A 21,706-nucleotide genomic window follows, 5' to 3' on the forward strand; every position below is an offset into this window, starting at 1 on the left:
ATATGGAACCATTTAAAGTACTCCAAAATATAAAAACACATTACCATTCTTATATAGATACGTTTCAAGTATTCAAGGATAAAGAGGTAAAAGATTTTGTAGATCAACAAATCGCAGAAGGAGCCATGCTATGGAGAGACCCGGTAATTCAAATATCGAAAAAGTTTAAACCAGGTAGAAGCATACAGAAGTTTGTACATGAAGGTATCCTACATCCAAAGATGCCTAATTTATTTAAATGGCCGCCATATTTACACCAAGATCAAGCAATAGAAGTCACGGTTGCCAAAAAAGAAAGCTTGGTAGTTACTACTGGCACAGGTTCAGGTAAATCTATATGTTTTGAAATCCCAATAGTAGATTATTGTTTAAAATGTCAAGACCAGAGCTTAAAAGGTATAAAGGCTATTATTATTTATCCAATGAACGCCTTAGCCAATACACAATATGAAGAATTAGCTGGCAAATTAGAAGGTACTGGAATACGCATTGGTTTATATACTGGAGATACAGCTCAAACACCTGCAGAGGCAATAACCAAATACAAAGATGTATTCGGTGATCAAAAAGAGCCTAAAGATTGTGAGGTTATTTCTCGCGAAGAAATACGAAATAATCCACCTGACATTTTAATAACCAATTATGTTCAATTAGAGCTTTTATTAACTCGAGTACAGGATCGCAAGTTGTTTGCTGAACAATGGCGACAAAATATTCGTTTTTTAGTGTTAGATGAGTTACATACCTACAGTGGTAAACAAGGTGCAGATGTCTCCTTTTTAGTAAGGCGCTTAAAACAACGAACAGATACAATTGGTGAATTAATTTGTATTGGTACATCTGCTACAATGGTTAGCGGTGGTCCAGATGATGATTTACTTGAAAGTAATAAAACCGTAGCAAGATTTGCAACTAAAGTTTTTGGTGAAAAGTTTGAAGCAGAAAATGTGGTTACTGCAACCGAAGACGAGAATATTCAATTTACAGGTACAAAGTTATCTTCAACCATTTCTGTTACTGATAATATGCTAAAGGCGTTTTCAGCTTCAGAAATAGAATCTATTAAACCCGTTTATGAGGCTATAATGGGTGAATCTTTTGGAGGTCAGACAACAAAAGATTTAGGTGAAGCTTTGAAGGAATCTGTTTTATTAAGTTTTTTAGAAGCAGAATTAAAAAATGTACAATCCTTAACAACACTCGCCAAAGATTACCAAGATAAGTATAGAGGTCAAGCTTCATTAGAAGATTGCAAGAACGAACTACAGGCTGGTTTATTACTTGGTGCAGCGGGTACGGTTACAAGTAATTTAGGAGGTCAAGTCCCTCGATTTATAACAAAACTTCATACTTTCTTTAATCAAGGAGGTGAATTAAGTGCTTGTTTGATAGAAGGTTGCGGGTATTTAAGTCATATTGGAGAAACAGAATGTCCCAAGTGTAATAAAGAAGGTCGACCAGAATCATCACTTTATCCTTTGCACTTTTGTAGGATTTGTGGTGAAAAGTATTATGGATTACAATGGGAAGAAATAACTGGAGCAACACAGCCATGGACTTTTCAGGTCCAAGATGCAGATCATAGAACAGGGTATTTTTCTCCTTCATTTCATATTGCACCTAATGATTATCCTGAAAATTGGCTAACACCTGTTAGAAGAGAAGTAAAACGACAAATTCGAGAACGGGGTATTGTGCCTGTAAATGGTAAACTAAATACCTGTACTAATCATTTTGAGCAAATTCATGACCCTTCAGAGCTTGGAACTTTTATTCCAAGCCCATTTCCATATTGTCCAAGTTGTTCAACCCAGTATACAGGAAATGTCTCCGAATACACGAAATTATTTCTACTAAACTCTATTGGACGTGCAACAGGTACAGATGTTTTAGCAGCTGCCACGTTAGACGGAATTAAAGATAAAAATGAAAGGAAATTAATTGGATTCACAGATAGTCGTCAAGATGCAGCTTTTCAGGCTGGTCATATGAACCATTGGTACAATCAAATTTATTTTAGGAGATTACTTAAAACAGCAATAGATGATAACCCTGATGGCTTACATCTTAATGAATTACCAATAATATTATATCCTCAAATAATTGATGAAAAATACATAAAACCTGTTCAACGTAGAAGATTCAAGCAAAATTATCTGCAATATTTAGAAACCTTTTTATTACTTGAATTACGAGGAACTAAAAAATTCACGTCTGTAAATCTCGAAGATATTGGATTGATAGAGATTGATTATTATCAATTGGATGAATATGTACCATCCGCTGAATTAAGTAAATACAATATACTTTCAGCTGAAAATTCTGATCTTGTTTATGATTACTTGAAAGGGATAATGGATATTTTTCGAAGAGAGAATGCCTTTAACCATCCAAATTTATTAGATCGAGCAACATTTGATCAGCAAGTTATTGGTCCAATAAATCAAATACTTCCGGACAAAAGAATTTTTGAAGCTGTGGAAGGAACGAAACCGGGATGTTTTTCAAATGCTGAAGCACAGCAAAGAAGATTGCTTGAAGATCGTTTTAATACATTCGCTTTAAGAACTTCTCGAACTATGACTACTTGGACCAGAAGATGCTTCGGTACTGATATTCAAAATCATGAAGCTTACTTGAATCAGGCTGTTGCCTTTTTAACAGAGATGGGGTACATAGAAAGTTATATGCATCGAAATCAGGAGGCATTGCTACTACATCCGGATATATTAGTCGTTAAAAAATCTATTAATGGTCCACAACAAGAATGTCACCAATGTAAAACAAAATATAACTGGAAAGTAGCAAATGGATGTCTTAAAAATACTTGTAGAGGTGAATTGCAAGAAGGTAGAATCGAGAATAATTATTTCAGTTTGCAATACAGTCAGGATATTGAGGATAACAATCAATTGATTGCTAAAGAACATTCTGGACAGGTTGATGGTCAAACACGAAAGAAAATAGAAAAGGGATTCAAGGCAGAACCACCAGAATTGCAATTATTAATGGCAACACCAACAATGGAATTAGGAATTGATATAGGTACTTTGTCTGCTGTATATATGCGAAATGTGCCTCCTAATCCATCCAATTATGCTCAAAGAGCTGGTCGTGCAGGACGAAGTGGTCAAGGTTCAATAGTTACTACATTTTGTGGCTCTGGTCCGGGAAGAGGACCACACGATCAGTATTTTTATAACCGACCATTAGATATAGTATCTGGAAAAATATCGGCACCACGTTTCAATTTAGATAATCCTGTGCTTTTTCAAGCGCACTTGCATTCGATTGTTTTCCAAACTTTGCAATGGGAACTTCCAAATAAAGCAGAAAGCATCCTTGATTTCATAAACCCTGAATTGCCGTTAATTTTAAATTTTAAAAAAGAACTCTCAGATCAACTTGAATTAAATAAACAAAGAATAATAAACAATATTGAGTCTACTTTTGAAAAGGTCATACAAGATTCGAAATTTGGAATTAAACAGGAATTTATTGAAGAAGTTATAGACGCGTTTTTAATAAATTTCGATAAAGCCTATGAAAAACTTCGTGATGATTTTCGTGAGAATATTGCAGAGATAAATGATATAAACAAGAAAATTAATGAAGAAGGTGCAGCTCCTAATTGGCATCTTGATGCGCGTCGACGAGCACTTGAAAAAAGGAATTACCAAATTAAAAATGGACAACAAGATTTCTACACTTATAGATATTTAAGTCAAGTAGGGTTTTTGCCTAATTATGCATTTCCAACTAAAAATCTGTCTATAAAATTTCTTCATGAAGGATCAGAAAAGGAAATAGACAGGGATCAGTTAATTGCAATTAGGGAATTAGCACCTTTAAATGATATTTATTATGGCGGACAAAAACTTTGGGTAGAGAGAGTGAGTCGAGAATCTGATTTAGAAGCTTTCACAAATATTGTTGTTTGTGATGAATGCGATTATATTGAGGATTTGGGAACACATCATGAAATCCCTACGAATTGCAGAAGCTGTGGAACTGTTTGGGATGATAATACAATAAAAAGAGCATTAACATTTCCTCGAATGATGGGAAGAAGAAGAATGCGTATTACAGCCGATGAAGAAGAAAGATCAAGAGGAGGTTATATAATTAAGAATTCTTATTTTAGAAATGATGACGAAAACAACATATTAACAAGTTCATTACCTCTTAACAGTAATAAACAAATAGAAATAAGTTTTGAAAGAAATGCAACTATGTATCATGCTAATTTGGGATTTGCATTTGAAATGAGACAGGGTAGGCCAGGTTTTACGTTAGATCCAATTAATCGTTATTGGGTTGCTAATAGTGATGATGCAAAACAAAGACATTGTGAAAATAGGGAAATAGATCGTTCTAAATTACATGAAAGGATAAGCTTATACATGAAGTCAAGAAATGATGTGCTAACATTAGAATTGAGTGATTTACCAGCTGCACACCTTATATCAAGTTTTGCAAAAACCTTCTTACATACATTATTACAGTCGATTTGTCATACTTTAGATTTAGACGATAGCGAAATAAGAGGCTATTATCAATTGGTTATGGACATTAATTTAAGGTTTGTAATCTTTGAAACTACTGAAGGAGGAACAGGCTCATTAGAGGCCTTATTAGCGGAAGAATCCTTAATTCGAAAGGTCGCCCACGAGGCAATGGACTTATTACATTATAACTTGGATGGAACTGATAAAGCTGATGCCTGTGAGTCAAGTTGTTATAACTGTATATGTAACTTTTATAATCAACGCGACCATATGAATTTTGATAGAAATTTAGTAAAGGATATTTTAATGCAATTGTCATGAAAGAACTAGAATCGCTAAACAAAATATTTAAAGATGGGATATTTAAAATACCAGATTATCAGAGAGGATATGCATGGTCCACAAAACAATTAAAGGATTTTTGGGAGGATATCATCAATTTGCCAGATAACAAAATGCACTATACTGGTGTTTTAACTCTTAAACGTGTTGAAGAACATATTTGGAGAAATTGGAATGATGAAGGTTGGCTAATTAGAGATAGAGATTATACACCTTATCACATTGTGGATGGTCAACAGAGATTAACGACAGTTGTTATTTTCATTCAAGCTTTAATTGAAGTTGTAACCAGTTTACCAGAAAACAAAGACAAGAACGACTCGGATATTTATTTAGGGTCTTTTAGTATTAAACAAATTAAAGAAACCTATCTCGTAATATCTAAACCACCTCAATTCATAATTAATACTTACATGTTTAGCTATGAGGTTGATAATCCAAGCTTTAAATATCTGAAGCATAAAATATTAAATGAACCGAGTGGTGGGGAAATAGGAGAGACTTTTTACACCTTAAATTTAGAAAATGCCAAGGTATTTTTTAAGGACAACCTAAAGCATGTTTTGGAGGAGTATGGAATTGAAGAAATAGAATCTCTTTATCGTAAAGTAACACAGAACTTAAAGTTTAACAAGTACGAAATTGGTGATGATTTTGACGTGTATGTTGCCTTTGAAACCATGAATAATCGAGGTAAGCAATTATCAAATCTTGAGTTATTAAAAAACAGATTAATCTATTTGACTACCCTCTATGACAAAAGTGAGCTAAAAAATGATGACCGAAATGCGTTAAGAGAAAAAATAAATGATGCATGGAAAGGTATCTATCATCAAATTGGTAGAAATAAGAAAAAGCCATTAAATGATGATGATTTTTTAGTGGCCCATTGGATTATGTATTTTCAGTATACACGTCAAAAAGGTGATGATTATATAAAGTTTCTGTTAGGTGAAAAATTTACACCTAAAAACATATTTAGCAAAATTGAAGTAGATGTTTCGGATTTAGAGATTATAGAGGAGGTTAAAGAAGAAATTATTGATGACGATGATGATGATGATGTTTTCGAAGAGGAGAATGGAACCAAGTCGGTCGCAAAATTAAGACCGAAAGAAATTGAAGAATATGTGAGTAGTTTAAAAGAAGTTGCTGCACATTGGTATAACACAAACAATCCATTAAACAATCCAGATTTAACAGATAAAGAGTCAATATGGCTTGATAGGCTAAACAGAGTAGGAATTGTTTATTTTAGACCATTGGTTACTGTGTCTTTTATTGCTAAAGGGGTTACGTCAAGTGATAGGGTAAAATTATTTAAACAGATAGAGCGCTTTATCTTTATAATTTTCAGGATGGGTAGAGCTTTTTCTACTTACCGAAACAGTGAGTTTTACAAAGCGGCTAGGCAGCTAAGAGTAGGTGAAACAACTATCGATGAAATTATTGAAACATTAGAGGAGCGAATGCATTGGTCATTTTATCAGTATGAAGATGATGGACCAAAGCATTTTGATTACGTACATTTTCAAAAATATTTACAGAAAAAATTTCAAGGCGGTGGAGGTTTCTACAGCTGGAATGGCCTTAAATATTTCCTGTATGAATATGAATTAGAAAAAGTAAAACAAAGAGGAAATCAAAAGATAGATTGGTCTACACTATTTGTTAAGGATAAAAAAGACAAGGTATCTGTAGAACATATTCTACCGCAAACACCATCAAAAGATTGTTGGAAAAATGTCATTAATAATTTCAATGAAAAAGAATTAGGAATAATTACTAATTCATTAGGCAACTTAGTTCCCTTATCTATGAGTATTAATGCAAGTTTGCAAAATGATTGCTTTGCAGATAAAAAAGTTGCAAAATTTGATAGTCAAGATAAAAAAATAAGAATGGGATATAATGACGGTTCCCATTCTGAAATAGAAGTTGCAGCACATGATAACTGGACAGCCCAAAATATTCTTCAAAGAGGGCTAACGTTATTAACATTTTTAGAGAATCGTTGGGACGTGAAATTTGAATCTAGAGAAGGTATGTTGGAATTATTATTTCTTAAGTTTTTAGAAGAACCCAAAGGTGATTAAATGGAAAAACCAATACTTTCAAAATCAACCTTTATTAAAGGCTTACAATGTGAGAAATCATTGTATTTGTATAAACATCATTATAACTTAAAAGATGAGACACCTGCCCAATTACAAGCTATTTTTAATCAAGGGCATAGGGTAGGAGAATTGGCCCAAGATTTATTTCCAGGTGGTGTTGATGCTTCACCTTCTAGTTATTATAAAATACAAGAGTCGGTTTTTAAAACAGTAGACTTTATTCAAAAAGGAGAGCCCATTATCTATGAGGCTACCTTTCAATTTAATGGGGTTATAGCTGCCCTCGATATTTTAGTAAAAGATGAGGATGGTTGGAAAGCGTATGAAGTTAAGAGTTCCACTAGTGTTTCAGATGTTTATGTAAATGATGCAGCTATTCAGTACTATACCATTGTAAATTCAGGTATTGACCTAAAGGATATTTCAATTGTATATATTAATAACCAATATATAAAGCAAGGCAATATTGATATTGAAGAACTATTTACCATAGAATCGGTTTATGATAGAGTTCAAGAAGTACTGCCTAAAACACCAAACCAAATTGAGCGATTTAAGGAGGTCATAAAGGAAGATGAAGTCCCAGATATAGATATTGGACCACATTGCTCAAAACCTTATGATTGTGATTTTAAAGGGTATTGCTGGAGCCATATTCCAGACTATTCAGTCTTCAATATTTCTAGATTAAACGTAAATAAGAAATTTGAGTTGTATCAACAAGGTGTCATTTCTTTTGAAGAGATTGATTTAAATGTTACGTCATTCAATTCTAACCAATTATTACAAGTCACAAGTGAGTTAAATAGTGTAAAACATATCGATAAGAAAAATATCTCGACATTTTTAGAAGGCCTAAACTATCCCTTATATTTTCTGGATTTTGAAACCATGGGATCAGCCATTCCGATTTACGATAATACAAGGCCATATCAACAATTTGTCTTTCAATACTCTCTTCACATACTGCAACAAGAGAATAGTGTTTTAGATCACTTTGAGTACCTAGCAGAAACTAAAACCAATCAAGACCCTAGAATAGGTTTTGTAAAACAATTAATAACCGATTGTGGTAATTCTGGTGATATATTAGTGTATAATATTGGTTTTGAAAGAGGAAAGTTAAATGACCTAATCTCAGTATATCCGCAATATTCAATTGAGATAAATAGTATCATAAACCGATTAAAAGATTTGATGATTCCGTTTCAACAACGCTGGTATTACACACCAGAAATGAAAGGTAGTTATTCAATAAAATATGTATTGCCAGCTTTAGTTCCAGACTTATCATATCAAGACCTTGAAATCAAAGAAGGTGGCACTGCTAGTACAATATTTGCTCAAATGGCAAGTGGAGACTATAAAGGAGATTATGAGAAAACAAGGCAAGATTTATTAGCCTATTGTAAATTAGACACCTATGCTATGGTAAAGATTTATGAGGTTTTAAAAACCCTATAACGTATTATTCCTTTATCCTAATATTCCCATCAATAACTTCAATCGGTCCAACCATGCCTAACACATGCTCTAAGAGGTAAACAGGGCTTTCTTTTAAGCGTTCTTTAAACTCCTGCTTTAAAGCCATTAAATATAAGGCTTGGCGACGCACTCCCACAACGCCACATTTGACTTGCTTATTGTAAGATTCTACTAATCCATCAAGAGTTTTGGACTCTAAGAATGTTTTATAATCTGCAATGATGGCATTGTCGCCTGATCTGTTTACATATATGTGTTCCATGGTTATTTGTTTAAATTAATAATATTTTTTAAGTCTAATTGGTGGGGCATTCTTATGAAAAGAATATGCTTATATGCTGTTTGTAAGGTAGAAACTCCAGAACCACTTTTAATACTGTAAGATGCCCCTTGAAAACACAAATCATCATCAAAGAACAAGAGTACATATGGAGATATGTTAGTCAAATTTAAAATGGTGGTGGTCTGATGATGTTCAAATTCAATCAAGGCACTAAAATCGTCTTTGTTGAGATGATTAGCAACATCTATGAAAGGTGAATCTATTTTGATTAATGAATTTATAGGGATGTCCTGAGTGGACATCATGTTGTCTTTTTTGGTAGTAATACAAACGGTTGTCATTCTGCAGTTTTTTTAAAGATTATGCATCAGAAGGAAACTAAAAACAGTGGGTATTCATTTATTTTGACTGAACTGTCCGTATTCTAAACCACCGCGGCTTTTGTGCTCGGTTGGTACGCAACTTTTGCGTTCCTGATACTGATGCAAATATAAATAAATTATCACGTACCAGAAGAAAATCCGGATGATTTATCGAGTACACGCAAATTTAGTAATTCGCTAGATGAAGTCTTTGAGGTTGGTTAGTTATGTTATTTGTTGTCAACTGGCTTTTTTATAGATTGAATTTCTCCTTTGCTTTATTCCAGTTCTTTTTTAAAATAGGTTTGCTAACACTTGTTTCTCCATTTGATAATTCTCCAGAAAAGTGACAATATTTCTCAGAATAATTCGGATCTTTATATTTATTCCAAGATTTAAAAGCTTCATAGTGCATTGGCTTTTCGGTGTTAAAAGGTATTTCTATTCCAGTTCTGATACAATATCCAATATCTTTGTTGTCATTATTCGTTTTGGTATTCTTAATCTGATTTTTTTGAACACTTTTTTTGAATACTTTATTATAACTTTTATTATTAAAAAAATCTGAAAGTTTATCTGTCTCAATTTCTGATGTCACATATTTTGTAAAACTTAATATATTCTTCTTTTCATAAACAGGTCTTTTTTCAAATAGAAGTTCTGCTTGATTTAGGACTGTGCTAAAATATTCCCAACATTCATCATCTAATTTACTTCTCCCAGTTAGTGTTTCTTCCATTAAAATTCCAGCTTCTATATTATTGTTTTGAGAGAATCCATAGAGGTTCATCGAAGTTAGAATTGCTTTTGATTCATTTGCATAATATTTAGCATGAAGTCTTTTTTCAAAAAGAATTTCAATGTTCGGAAATTGTTTAAAAAAATCAAAATCCTCTTGCTTCATACTCTTCGATAAATCATCTTCATTTTTACCAAATAAAACAGTAATTTCTAGTTTATCATTTTGAAGTTTGGTTAGAAGTGAAGATTTATATCTATCATGAAGTTTTATATAGGGAGAAATTAAAATGATATTGCTTTCAGCAGACTCAAATATTTTTTCAAGCTCTGCATTTAAATCGTTTCCTTTTAAAAATTTTGCCATAATTCAAATTATTGTTGTTCGTTTGAGCTTGTTATAAACATTGTTCCATAACTTTATTCTGTATTTAAGCATCTAATTTAACAAATAAATCACAGATAGAATATTCCACAAGAATGTACTCAAATAAGCTAGTACCTGCAATGGATTATATACATTATTGGCAGTAGTTTATAATTAAATCAATTCGTTTGCTATTTTATTTATTTGATTTTCTGTTAAAACAGGTTCGAAATAATTTATATAATGATTCATCTCTTTTAAGAGTTTTATTTTTACATACTTAAATTCACTTTTTGGTTTATTATTAATCATAACAATAAGATTTCGTATGGGAATTTGTTGCTCTCCCCAATGATGTTCGTTTAAAGTTATGTTTTCCGAAATGTACACGTAAAGTGCAAAATTGGACCTTTCAATTTGTTCAATTGGTGACCTTAAACTTATAGAATCGACTGATGATTTACTCCAGTTTTTTGTTTCTATTATAAAAATTCCTGCTTTTGAAATTAAAAGATGGTCAATTTGTATGGAATAGATTCTCTGATTATGTTTTTTGTAAAAAATTGGACGAGTAAAATTTAAATTAAAATCATTAATCAAAACATAATCATCTGAAAGTTTCTTTATTTCTTTAACAACTAAATTTTCTCCTATTGCTCCCGAAATTAGATTTCTTGAATCTTTTAAAATATTGCGTATATATTCTAATTTTTCAGTTTTAGGTTTTGCTCTTTTTTCAATTAAGTGTTGTTTTTCAGTTTCATATTTTTTTATGAAATGTTCATCATTTTCAATTTGGTTAGATATTTCTTTTATAGTTGAACTTATGAGTTTAGTTTTATTTTTTACAAAATGCTTGGATTGTTTTTTCAGAAAATAAAGATTGACACTTGAGAATAGTTTTTCTAAAAAGTTTTCGTCTTTGTTACTATGAATTAAATCAATTTTCGACTGTAAATTAGAAATTTTATTGTTTATTCTTTCCTTTTCTAAATTGATTATTTCAGCTTTTTTATGAATTCTCTGTTCGAGGTTAGTACATGTTTCAAAATATTCTTTTTCTAACTCGTTTGATGTATCATTGAGAATTGTTTGTTTTTCTGAATTGTAATTTGACAAAAATGTCTTAATCTCTTTTACAGAACTAAATCTAGAAATTCCTTTATCCTCTAATTCAGATTTTAAAGATTTCAAAGATTCTATTGTTCCATATATTCTTGCCATTTACGATATTTCTTAAATTATAGCTAATGTGTTCATTTATGGTTAGTTGCGTTGGCTAGAACTAAGTTAGTAAAACAAAACGAACCAGAGGAAAATCTATGAGATTTCTATAGTACGTGGGTACTAGCAATGAACTATATAAGTTATTATGTAAATGTTTTAATTTTCAAAGTAATTTAAAACTTTGTATTCAATTTCTGTGTTTGTGGCATTTATAATTTCAACTCGCATACCGCGAAATCCAATAATTTTGCTCTCTGATAGATCATACTGCAAGTCTTGTATAAAAGCAGGTCTGGCGTAATCATTTTTATATTCTCGATAAATGAATTTAAGGGCATCTCTAACACGACCATTATAAATGAATTCTTGTTTAAAGTTATCTTTCTCCTTTGCTAGCTCTTTAGTTTGAATATAGACTATTTTTTCTTTAGGTCTTATTAAGTTTATTCCATTATAACTAAATCCGGTTGCGTAAATCCCATCGTTGTCACCTTTTGTATAAATCATAGGATTTTCCCCATTTCTTTCAATGGCTATGCCAAATTCTGAATCTGGAGAACTGCTGTAAAAATCATATGTATTTGTTTTGTAGCGATTGATAAAGATGTTACCTTCTTCGATTGTTCTAACTACGTAATCTAATTCGATTTTAAATTCTTTTGTGATTTCAATAGCATCGTATTTATGACCTTGTTCTCTAGAAACGAGAATGTTTCCTATTTCCGTATTGGTGATTTTATTTAATTCAGGTGTAAAAGTTGTAAAACTTTCTGGTATTACAGATGTTTTTGTAACTCCACATGAAACTAGGACGATTGAAAAAATTAAAAAAAATAATCTATGCATTTAATGGTTTTTTAAATTAACGCTAATGGTGTTCTATATGAGCTGTTTTGATGGCTTTTATTTTTTGTTATTGGCTTTTCTACTTATTTTCTTTAATATTTTTATTTTCGTCTTCTTTTATAATTCTTTGAACTCTTGGAGAGTTAGTTGAAGATAGTTTAGTTTGTAGCGCGTCATTTTCCTCTGACTTAAGAGCCTTATCACCCATCATGTCCGATTCTTTCTCTAATCCTGCATCATCATTCACATTTACTTTTCCTTTCAACTGCATGGTTGGTGTTACTCTTCCTTGCCTTTGCTGAACAACATGCCAAGCCTCATGAGGTAAATGTTTCTCTTGTCCTGATGATGAATGTATATCAGTTCCCTGAGCATATGCATGAGCACTAAGTTGAGCGGATTTATTTGAATTGTAATGTACTTTCACATCACCCATATCATATCCCGAAAGATTTTCAGTACAAGTTTTTAATTGGTCAGGTAAACCAGTATTGTTCTCTTTCTTTTGAATTGGTTCAGTGTTCTTTTCTAGCTTTCGTTTTCCCATCTTATTGCAAATAACGGTTTTGTGGATGATTAGTGGCGCCTGCCTGCCACAGGCAGGTGTTTAAACATCTAATTTAGTAAACAAAAACTTGCCAGAGAAAATTCCGAAGTAATTTTCCAAATAAGCACTTGCCAAAGCAATTAATTATACACGGTGTTGTATGCTGTACTTTGCTAGTAAAAAGGTGGCTAGATGGAAATATCAATAAATACTCTTTTAAGAATACCATTCTTTTCAATATGATGAACTTTTACTTTGATTTTACGCTTTGACTTATAGAATAATTTAGAATGAACTAACTTAACATAACCCAAAAATAAATCTTCTTTAAATAGTTTTACAGCATATCTGTCAAATTCATTGTCTCTCTCTAGTTCATAAGTTAATTTATCTCCTATTGATATCTTATCCGAAGAAACCTCTGTTTTTGTTAAACCAGCTATCTCTGAAATAAAATTTAATCCTTTATTTGGGTTAAAGTCAGCTAAAAATTCAAAGTTGTCAATTGGCAGAAGACCTTGGGTTTGAACTAGCATATAGAAAGGGTCAAATCGCTTTTTTAAATCTACTTTCCAGAATTCATAGAAGTTCGACAAGTCATTTCTTTCTGACTTAACTAATCTTTGAGATAATATATCTAAAACATTCTCTCTATATTCTTTGTCTGTTTCAGGAAAACCTGTGAATGGAATAAAACCTTCTTCTGAGGCTTTTGCCAGATTCTTTTGTAAATATTTGAATCTAAGACCTTCTGACGCATTACTTTTAATAACACCAACTGGAATCCTTCTCGAGCCTTGACCTTTTCGCCAAACAACGTATATGTTTCCAGTTCTACTCATGTAAATTCAAAAAGTTTTTCTATACGTAAAGTTACCAATTTATGCATTAATAATTTACGGTTATTAGTCAAACTAAACCTTTTTAGTTCTAACGGCAAATTTACATCTATGTTATCAATTAATTGTCTTAATTTTTCTTTATCGAAGTTTGATTTAATTTTTTCAAGAACTTTTTTAAATACTTCTGGATATTCTTGAGAAATATCATTTAGAAAATCAAAATGTTTGGGCTTACTTCCAGCGTTCCATCGAATTTCTGAACGACCTCTTTTTATGAAGGCTTCTATCATTTGAGAATCTTTTAACATAAGTTTTATTCTTTTATCCTCTAGTTCTCGTCCTAAGCAACAACCACTATCATAAATTGGTGAAAAAACTGTTTCTACAATTTGACTTTGAGTTTTTAATAATATTTTATTTGGCGCAGTATTTTTTAGTTCTTGTATTTCCCTTTGCTTTAAAGCATTTTTAGTAAGAAATTTTCGAAGTTTTGGTTCAATTCTTGCAAAAAAACCTCTTGTATTTGTGATTTCTTTATCTATTTCTCGAATTGTTTCTCTAAACTTGGAAATGAATCCCCAATTTTCTTGATGTCTATCTGAGTTGCCAATGATTGCATCAAATATTAGCATTTCTATAAAGTGAGGTAAGAAATCTGAAAGCTCAAAATAAGTTAAAGCTTTTTTAATAAATTCTAAAGTATATCGTTTTTCATCTTTTTTAGGATTATAGCTCGAGTCAAAACCTCTTAAGAAATCAACTCCTTCCGATAATTTATTTTCTGTATGCTCGACCATTGATTTTGATAAACAGCCTATTTGTTGCTCATCATTTACATCATAACCAATTTCATAGTTAAGTAAATTAAATCCCAGCATTTGACCTACTTTAGATGCTACAATTTCACTCCAAAATTCTGTAGGATACTTGAATGTACCGTCTGGTAACTTTTTAGAACCTTTAAAAAAATACTCTTTTTCATCTTTCGGGAAAACATAAATATTTTTCGCTCTAGTTCCACCAGTACTTGAGTATGGAATTTTATTCCATTCGGTAATATCAATAAATACTGGTATTAGACTTTGCATTGAACTATTAAAATATTTTGGAAGCAAAAATAGATTTTAATATGATAATAGCCTAGGTTAGATGAAAGATATAAAGATTCACAGGTATTGCATACAACTAGTTATATGATTATAAATATCATCATTATCGCATTTTATTATCGGGATAAGACACTAGTTGTATGGTATAAAATTAGTAAATTCTTATTACACTCATATACGTAGATCTACTCCTTTTTCTTAATTAGGCTGTAACTAAGCGATTAATTTTATTAAAAAGAATAAAATTTCATATTCCAGTAAAAGCAGAGACCATGAGAATAACAAAGTTTTTGGTTTTACTCTAAGCGATTTTATATTAAGTATACCTTTAGATTCGTACTTTTTAATCATGCATAAATTCAAGGCTAAAATACATTAGTATACATTATGTATACATATGTATACAAAGTCTTGTAACTACAGTGAAATCAATAGTTACAACCTATTTTAATACGATTTAATTTTGATCGTCTTTTTTAAATCAAAAGTTAGTTATTTTAATACTTAACTATTAGTTGGGAGTTCGCTTTTTTTTTAAGAAATTTTTTATTTGAAACACTTAAATATTTTGGTTCTACTTGCCTTGTTTTATCAATGACTATCTAAAATGAAATCAAGTATTTTTCATGGTTCTCTTTAAATTCGATAGTCTAAAATTGACGTTTCGCTATTGTTTCACCACGGCTTTTTAATAGGAGATAAAAGCCAATAAATTAAAGGTGTTAAGGAGTTAGGTTCAAACCTGCTAGAAAATCAGTTGCTTTTTTAGAATAGCCGAACGTATTTATGTATGATTAGTTGCCTGGGTTAGCAGTTAATTTTGCAAGGACACACCAAACTGCAAATCCGCTAAGATTTTCAGAAGTAATCGAGAACAAGCAATTAATTATAGCCATTGTTGTGGTTAGTTTTATTTGAATTCTCCACCATTTACATCTTTAATAAATTTCACTAATGAAGGGAAATAAGTTTCAGGGTCGTCAAATTGAGAACAATGACTTCCGTTTGTAGTCACACTTCTTCCGTTTTGCACTTCTGTAGCCATCCACTCCATATATTTTGGATCCATCGTGTCATATTTGGCACCAAGCATTAAGGTTGGTACTTTAATTTCCTTTAGTCTATTGGATACATCCCAATTTTTTAAGGATGCATTACCCGTCATTCCAAATTCACTATGACCTTGCATGAAAATATAAATATTTGGATTTAAATGCTCAAAAAGTAGGTTTATTGATTTTGGCCATTTTTCTAAAGGCATTCTCAAAATATGTTCGGTATAATAATTATTGATTAAAAGCTCGCCATATTTCGGATTGTCAAAATCATTGTTCTTCTCCATATCCATAACCTCCTTATAAACTTCAGGATCCATTTGTCCCCCTAAAACCTCATTGGCATATTTGGTATAAGCCGGAGCACTTGCCATCATATTTGAAATGATAAGTCCTTTTAGGTTCTCCTGATATTTTAAGGCGTATTCCATGGCCAACATTCCACCCCAAGATTGTCCGAGCAGGTAAAAATTGTCTTTATTAAGGTTCAAGGCTTTTCGGACTTGTTCTACTTCCTCCACAAAATGTTCGGTAGTCCAGAGCGTAGAATCGTTAGGTTTGTCGCTGTAATAGGAATCGAGTTGGTCGTAATAAATGTATTCGATTTCTTCGTTTGGCAAGTAACCATCAAAGTTTCCAAATTCCTCGTGAGTTCCACCAGGACCACCGTGAAGCAGTAATACACGCATTTTGGGATTATTACCCATACGTTTTGTATAAACATTAAAAGTGCCTTTTGGCGTTTCGATAGGAATCATTTTAATCCCACCAGTAATTTGGTCATCGCTATTTGAATAATCAAAATAACTGCTTTTTTCGATATCCGAAGTCTGCTTTTTCTCATTATTCGAACACCCTTGGAAAATAAAAAAGACAAAAGCAATAAATATTAAATTTTTCATGTTTTGTAGTTTTAAGTCAGTTTTTGTTTGGTAACGTCTTTGTATATGGTTTGTTGCGTGGTTAAGCACGTAATTTAGCAAATAAAAACGGACTAGAAAATCCGCGAGACACTAGCGAAGCGAACTGGCGCAAGCAATTTTCGTAAGTAGGCTAGAACTAGCAACAAATTATATACGATGTTAGCCTTTTTTATTTTTATTTAGGTGGTTTTCTATTAGGTTAATAAGAACTCTTATTTCTTCTAATACTAAACTTCTGTTCGTAATAACAGATTCAGTTAATTGTAATTTTACACCAATAACATTCAAAACAAATTGATTTTCAAATAGAGTAGAATACTCATTATTAATTCCGTAATCAATATTATAATTAGTTGAATCACCCTTTAATAATCCAATAAAATTCATCTCAGTAAGAACAAACTTATCTATGTTCATTAATTGAACTGACAATCGGTCTTGCAATATTCTTTCTAATCTATTTAATCTAGTTTGTAATGCGGTAAAATGACTTCGAATATTTTCGTTTGAAATTAACCTTATTTGCCCTGCACTCTTTATGTCATTATAGGAATTTATAATTGGAATATTAGTGGTTACTGTCCCCCAAATTGTTTTACTAAATATAGAGTCTATTTTAGGATGATTAATTAATGTTTCTCGCGCATCTTTTCCGCTCAACATATATGTAAAACTATTAACATCTTCTTTGTCTTTATTTATCGATTCAACAGATTCAGTTTCTGCTATATATAAGTCTTTTAATAATGTTTTTAATAGTTTAGATTCTCGATTGAGTTCTAATCGGTTTTCATTCCAATTATTTATTGATAATGCAATCAAAATTCCAATCACAACCAAGACAATCTCGCCAACAGCATATTTTAAATACTTTCCAGTTTTGTTTTCCATTATTAAGTTTTGTCTAATGTTTCTAAAAAACTTTATCATAAAAATAGCTATTCGTTGTGCGGTTGAAAGTCTAAAACTATTCCATTAATAAGTAGCCATTTCTTTCGACTTGATATGTTATTATACACTTTCCATTTGAAATCACCTCTAAAAGCGTATTTGTTTGCATACGTTTTGAAGCCGGATTAACCATTAATTCACCTGGTTTTAACTCTAGCTCTTTAATAAGATCATAGTCATCATCATTCCAACGCAAGTGCTTTGTCTCGTCGGATGCATTAAATAATGGTACATAGGTACCAACCTCTTTGTTATTTGATGTATCTATCTCAATAGAACCGCATACTTTTTGAACATAAGGACTCATTTTATAGTGTTGAAAAAGAGTTTTAATTTCCTCTGATCCGTAATTTTCTCTGATTCTTTTAATTTCTGCTAAAATCACTAGGCAAGAACTTCTAACACCGATCATTTCCCTGAGAGATAACCTGTACCCATCCATATAACTAGTAAGGTAATTTCTATAAATGGAGTTGTTTAAATAAAAATCAACTTGTTTGTTGAGAGCCACAGAGTCTAAAGCTCCTGAGGAACTATCAGAATACCATGGTTGCGTTTTTATTAAAAAATCAGTATAGCTAGTAATCTGTTCACCATACTCTAAATCATTTTTAGTGTAGCGTACTTCCTTTTTGAGATAGTTTTTTAAATGCGGTATTAATACGTCGTAATTGGTTGGTATATCTTCTTGCCGATTCACCAATGATTTAATATCATCAGAGTTAATGTCTAATCTGTTTAATGCAATAATATTTCTCAAATTTGGGTTCTTTAAAAATTCGTCACGGGATATTTTATTGCTAAGGATTTTTGAGCCGTAGACTAGATTTTCTCTAGCCCAATCAATTTCGTATGATGCCTCTTCAATATTTTCAATGATCTCATTTTCAAGGGCATCAATGAGCTTATTAAAATTAGCATCTTGTAAGCGTTGTTCGTTCCAGTTATTAAGCTGTAGTGCGATTAAAATTCCGATGACTACTAGGATAATTTCGCCAATAGCATATTTAAAATACTTTCCAGTTTTGTTTTCTTGCATAAGGTCGAATCTGATTTTTCTAAAAAACTTTATCATAGTTTAATTTGTCTTTTTAATCTCTCCGCAAGCGGCTATCTCAACCAAAGGTCTACCAGACCTTTGATTTTGCCTAACAAAATTATGTTTCGATAATCTAAAGAATTTTATCATTGGTTAGTTATTTCTCGAAAGTTAAGATAATTATTTAATTCCGTTTGAGTGAGATAATGAAGCACAACAACTGGATATACATATTAACTATATCTACATTATATAACAACTTAGATAACAAATCTGTTCTTAGTGATATTGAATTAAAAAAAGTCTCTTAAATTTTACTTTGACACGTTTGAATTGATAATGAATAGTAATGTTTCGCGATTATTTCACACGTCTAAAACACAAGAGAGGATGACCCTGAATTATAAAACGGTATGTTTTAAGGTTCAGACCTTGTTACAAAACTCAGTACTTTTTATTTTCGTAGTTTTAACTGGTATTATGTAAATATCTGCTTTGCCAGCGTTCGCAATGGAACTTCAAAGAAAATGATGTTACACTATTCAACTGTATAAAACCATCGTTAAGACAAATTATTCCTTAAGTCAATTGTATGTTGCTTCATTTCGTTAACCAAGTAAATTATGAGGCCTCTAACACCGCCATTAATCTATGGTTGAGGTATAGTTTTTCTTTACCAACCTTTTCAGAAACTAAAAACCCGGATTTTTCTAATTCCATCAAATAATTACCTACAGTTTTTGGTGTGCCTAATTTGGCATCAATTAAAAATTGTCGTTTAGCGTAAGGCAATCTAAATAGTATTTCAACTAATTCTTTGGTATATACTTTTGGTAAGGTCTCTCTAATTTCTTTAGTCATTTGTTCCATTAAATCAGTAACATCTTTTAAACGTTGTAGTCCTTTGTTTGCAGTATATTCTAACATTTCAAGCATATAGAGTATCCACCCTTCCCAATTGTTATTTTCGGTTACCTCACGTAGTTTAGTATAGTAATCTGCTTTATTTTTAATGATATATTCACTTAAATAAATAGCAGGTGTATCTAACAATTTTTCAAGTTTTAGGTAGAGTAACAACAAAATACGTCCTGTTCTACCATTGCCATCACTAAAAGGGTGTATGGCTTCAAATTGATAGTGCATTAATGCCATTTTAATTAATGGATCTGCAGCATCTTCACCATTTATAAAGGTTTCAAGATTAGCCATTTTTTCTCTTATAACAGCTTCACCTGTTGGTGGTGTATATATAGTTTCACCATTAGCATTTTTTAAAGCGGTTCCTGGTGTTGTTCTAATGCCTGCGGTATTTTTTTTAATACTTTGTACAATTTCAACACATAAGTTTGTACTTATAAATGGGCGTGTTTCTATGTCGCGTAAGCCATTCCAAAGTGCTTCCTTATAACTTATAACCTCCTTTGTTGCTGGATTATCAAACTTTTTGTCTGCTACTAAAGATTTATACAAATCATCATTAGTAGTTATGATATTCTCTATTTCAGAACTTGCTTTAGCCTCTTGTAAATGAATGGTATCTAAAAATAAGGTTGGGTTTGGTAAATTGGTAAGCATGCCATTAAGTTGTGCTAAAGCTCTACTGGCATCAATAGTCTTCCGCAATACTTTCGTAGTTTCTAAAGTTGTTTTAGGTGGTAATAGCGGTAGGCTATTATAAGGTGTATTTCTATTAAATTTTGCCATTTTATACAAGGGTAACAATTACTTACGTTATCTAAACGAGGGTAAATATACTAAAAAATTACCTTTGTTAGAATACTAGGTGTAATTCTTACCCTCGTTATGTACAGAAGATTAATATGATTTCAACTCATATATTCTTGAGAATATTTAATTATCTTTACTTTAGGTAATGAAAAATTGACGTTTCACTATTGTTTCACCAAGCCTTTTGGTGACTTGATGAAAGCCCACAAAATATAGTGGTTTTGGTCAAAGGTGTGAATCCTTTTGTGGTTAATGACTGATTTAGTCAAAATTACAGATCGATTATCAAGATTTTGATTGTTGTCATCAATATTTAGAAAATGAAGAATATTTTCACCTTCTATTCTTGAAAATATTTGATTATCTTTACTTTAGGTAATGAAAAATTGACGTTTCGCTATTGTTTCACCAAGTCCTTCGGATAGGTGTTAAAAGCCCATAAAATATAGTGGTTTCGTAAAAAGGTTCAAACCCTCTCGAGGTCACGAATAAACAAAAAAACGTTGCGATACATCAAGCTTGCTTGAATGTATAAGCAGCGTTTTTTTGTTTTCAAAGCGGCGCTTTGAGGAAAAGCGACCAAAGGGGAGCTAATCCAGGTTTTCAAAGCGGCGCTTTGAGGAAAAGCGACCAAAGGGGAGCTAATCCAAGTTTTCAAAGCGGCGCTTTGTGGAAAGGCTACTAACGCTTTTTAAACTATAGGCGGCGCCTTTATAATGTAAGGCCTCATCAAAGCACAACAAAACATAAGGTGTGACATCTGTTAAATGTAGTGTGGTAATAGGTTGGTGGTGTTGTAATTGAAGTAAAATACCCAAATCACCGTCATTGAGATAATTAGACACATCCACAAATGCTGTATCAAGGGTAATGATGGCATGGATGGGTACGTTTTGAGAGGATTTAATGTCGTTCTCTTTTGAGATAATACTAACAGTTTTCATAATGCATAGTGTTAAAGGTTATGCATCAGGTTAATTCTATAAACAGTGTGGTAATCATTTATTTTGACTGGACTGTCCGTATACTAAACCACCGTAGCTTTTGTGCTCGGTTGGTACGCGAATTTTGCGTTCCTGATACTTCTGCAAATATAACTGAATTTTAAGACTTTGAAATGTGACTGGTTACATGAAGGCTTTGTTGAGGTCATGTAAGAATGTGAATGAAACCCTGAATTTTAACCAAAGACCAGTCTAAAGCCTAAAAATACCCGCTATTGAGTATTGTCTAA

General features: G+C 31.8%; 16 protein-coding genes and 2 riboswitches. Of the genes, 3 read left to right on the forward strand and 13 right to left on the reverse strand.

The window, feature by feature from the left end; genetic code table 11:
• The first annotated feature begins 2 nt into the window (after positions 1–2).
• The 3 genes from BLT57_RS04690 to BLT57_RS04700 are packed head-to-tail and all read left to right on the forward strand — an operon-like array spanning position 3 to position 8,431.
• A complete protein-coding gene (locus tag BLT57_RS04690) occupies positions 3–4,829 on the forward strand; it encodes a DEAD/DEAH box helicase (RefSeq protein WP_091422963.1) in 4,827 nt (1,608 codons plus the stop codon).
• Positions 4,826–6,946, forward strand: coding sequence for a DUF262 domain-containing protein (locus BLT57_RS04695; RefSeq protein WP_091422965.1), 2,121 nt, complete (start codon positions 4,826–4,828; stop codon positions 6,944–6,946). The genes BLT57_RS04690 and BLT57_RS04695 overlap by 4 nt, the downstream gene beginning before the upstream one ends.
• On the forward strand, positions 6,947–8,431 hold the full coding sequence (locus BLT57_RS04700) for a DUF2779 domain-containing protein (protein WP_091422969.1): 1,485 nt from the start codon (positions 6,947–6,949) through the stop codon (positions 8,429–8,431). It begins immediately after the preceding gene.
• A gap of 4 nt (positions 8,432–8,435) precedes the next feature.
• Here BLT57_RS04700 and BLT57_RS04705 read toward each other — a convergent pair whose 3' ends face one another.
• From BLT57_RS04705 to BLT57_RS04765, 13 genes are all read right to left on the reverse strand, one after another.
• A complete protein-coding gene (locus BLT57_RS04705) occupies positions 8,436–8,714 on the reverse strand; it encodes a hypothetical protein (protein ID WP_091422971.1) in 279 nt (92 codons plus the stop codon).
• A gap of 2 nt (positions 8,715–8,716) precedes the next feature.
• Positions 8,717–9,076 (reverse strand): hypothetical protein, encoded by a 360-nt coding sequence (locus tag BLT57_RS04710; protein ID WP_091422974.1) that lies wholly within the window; start codon positions 9,074–9,076, stop codon positions 8,717–8,719.
• A 49-nt stretch (positions 9,077–9,125) separates the two neighbouring features.
• Positions 9,126–9,220, reverse strand: a riboswitch (SAM-I-IV-variant riboswitch).
• 130 nt (positions 9,221–9,350) lie between these two features.
• The gene (locus tag BLT57_RS14150; protein ID WP_197675474.1) at positions 9,351–10,202 is read right to left on the reverse strand and encodes a phospholipase D family protein; all 852 of its coding nucleotides are present in this window, start codon (positions 10,200–10,202) and stop codon (positions 9,351–9,353) included.
• A gap of 174 nt (positions 10,203–10,376) precedes the next feature.
• Positions 10,377–11,426, reverse strand: coding sequence for an NERD domain-containing protein (locus BLT57_RS04720; protein WP_091422975.1), 1,050 nt, complete (start codon positions 11,424–11,426; stop codon positions 10,377–10,379).
• Between the two features lie 159 nt (positions 11,427–11,585).
• Positions 11,586–12,275 (reverse strand): hypothetical protein, encoded by a 690-nt coding sequence (locus BLT57_RS04725; RefSeq protein ID WP_091422978.1) that lies wholly within the window; start codon positions 12,273–12,275, stop codon positions 11,586–11,588.
• Positions 12,276–12,354: 79 nt separating this feature from the next.
• Positions 12,355–12,822 carry a DUF4157 domain-containing protein gene (locus BLT57_RS04730; RefSeq protein WP_091422979.1) on the reverse strand — a complete coding sequence of 156 codons (468 nt, stop codon included), beginning with the start codon at positions 12,820–12,822 and terminating at the stop codon, positions 12,355–12,357.
• 188 nt (positions 12,823–13,010) lie between these two features.
• The gene (locus tag BLT57_RS04735; RefSeq protein WP_091422982.1) at positions 13,011–13,664 is read right to left on the reverse strand and encodes a hypothetical protein; all 654 of its coding nucleotides are present in this window, start codon (positions 13,662–13,664) and stop codon (positions 13,011–13,013) included.
• Complete coding sequence (locus BLT57_RS04740; RefSeq protein WP_091422984.1) at positions 13,661–14,752, reverse strand: hypothetical protein; 1,092 nt, start codon at positions 14,750–14,752, stop codon at positions 13,661–13,663. Before BLT57_RS04740 ends, BLT57_RS04735 begins: the two co-directional genes overlap by 4 nt.
• Before the next feature lie 931 nt (positions 14,753–15,683).
• Complete coding sequence (locus tag BLT57_RS04745) at positions 15,684–16,730, reverse strand: proline iminopeptidase-family hydrolase (RefSeq protein ID WP_091426663.1); 1,047 nt, start codon at positions 16,728–16,730, stop codon at positions 15,684–15,686.
• A 180-nt stretch (positions 16,731–16,910) separates the two neighbouring features.
• On the reverse strand, positions 16,911–17,642 hold the full coding sequence (locus BLT57_RS04750; protein ID WP_172827411.1) for a DUF6090 family protein: 732 nt from the start codon (positions 17,640–17,642) through the stop codon (positions 16,911–16,913).
• Positions 17,643–17,718: 76 nt separating this feature from the next.
• The gene (locus tag BLT57_RS04755; RefSeq protein ID WP_172827412.1) at positions 17,719–18,741 is read right to left on the reverse strand and encodes a hypothetical protein; all 1,023 of its coding nucleotides are present in this window, start codon (positions 18,739–18,741) and stop codon (positions 17,719–17,721) included.
• A 621-nt stretch (positions 18,742–19,362) separates the two neighbouring features.
• Positions 19,363–20,448 (reverse strand): Fic family protein, encoded by a 1,086-nt coding sequence (locus BLT57_RS04760; RefSeq protein ID WP_091422990.1) that lies wholly within the window; start codon positions 20,446–20,448, stop codon positions 19,363–19,365.
• Positions 20,449–21,113: 665 nt separating this feature from the next.
• A complete protein-coding gene (locus BLT57_RS04765; RefSeq protein WP_091422993.1) occupies positions 21,114–21,416 on the reverse strand; it encodes a hypothetical protein in 303 nt (100 codons plus the stop codon).
• Positions 21,417–21,465: 49 nt separating this feature from the next.
• Positions 21,466–21,560, reverse strand: a riboswitch (SAM-I-IV-variant riboswitch).
• Positions 21,561–21,706: the final 146 nt, after the last annotated feature.

Origin of the sequence: Formosa sp. Hel1_31_208 (genome assembly GCF_900104785.1) — a bacterium.
Taxonomy (GTDB): Bacteria; Bacteroidota; Bacteroidia; order Flavobacteriales; family Flavobacteriaceae; genus Psychroserpens.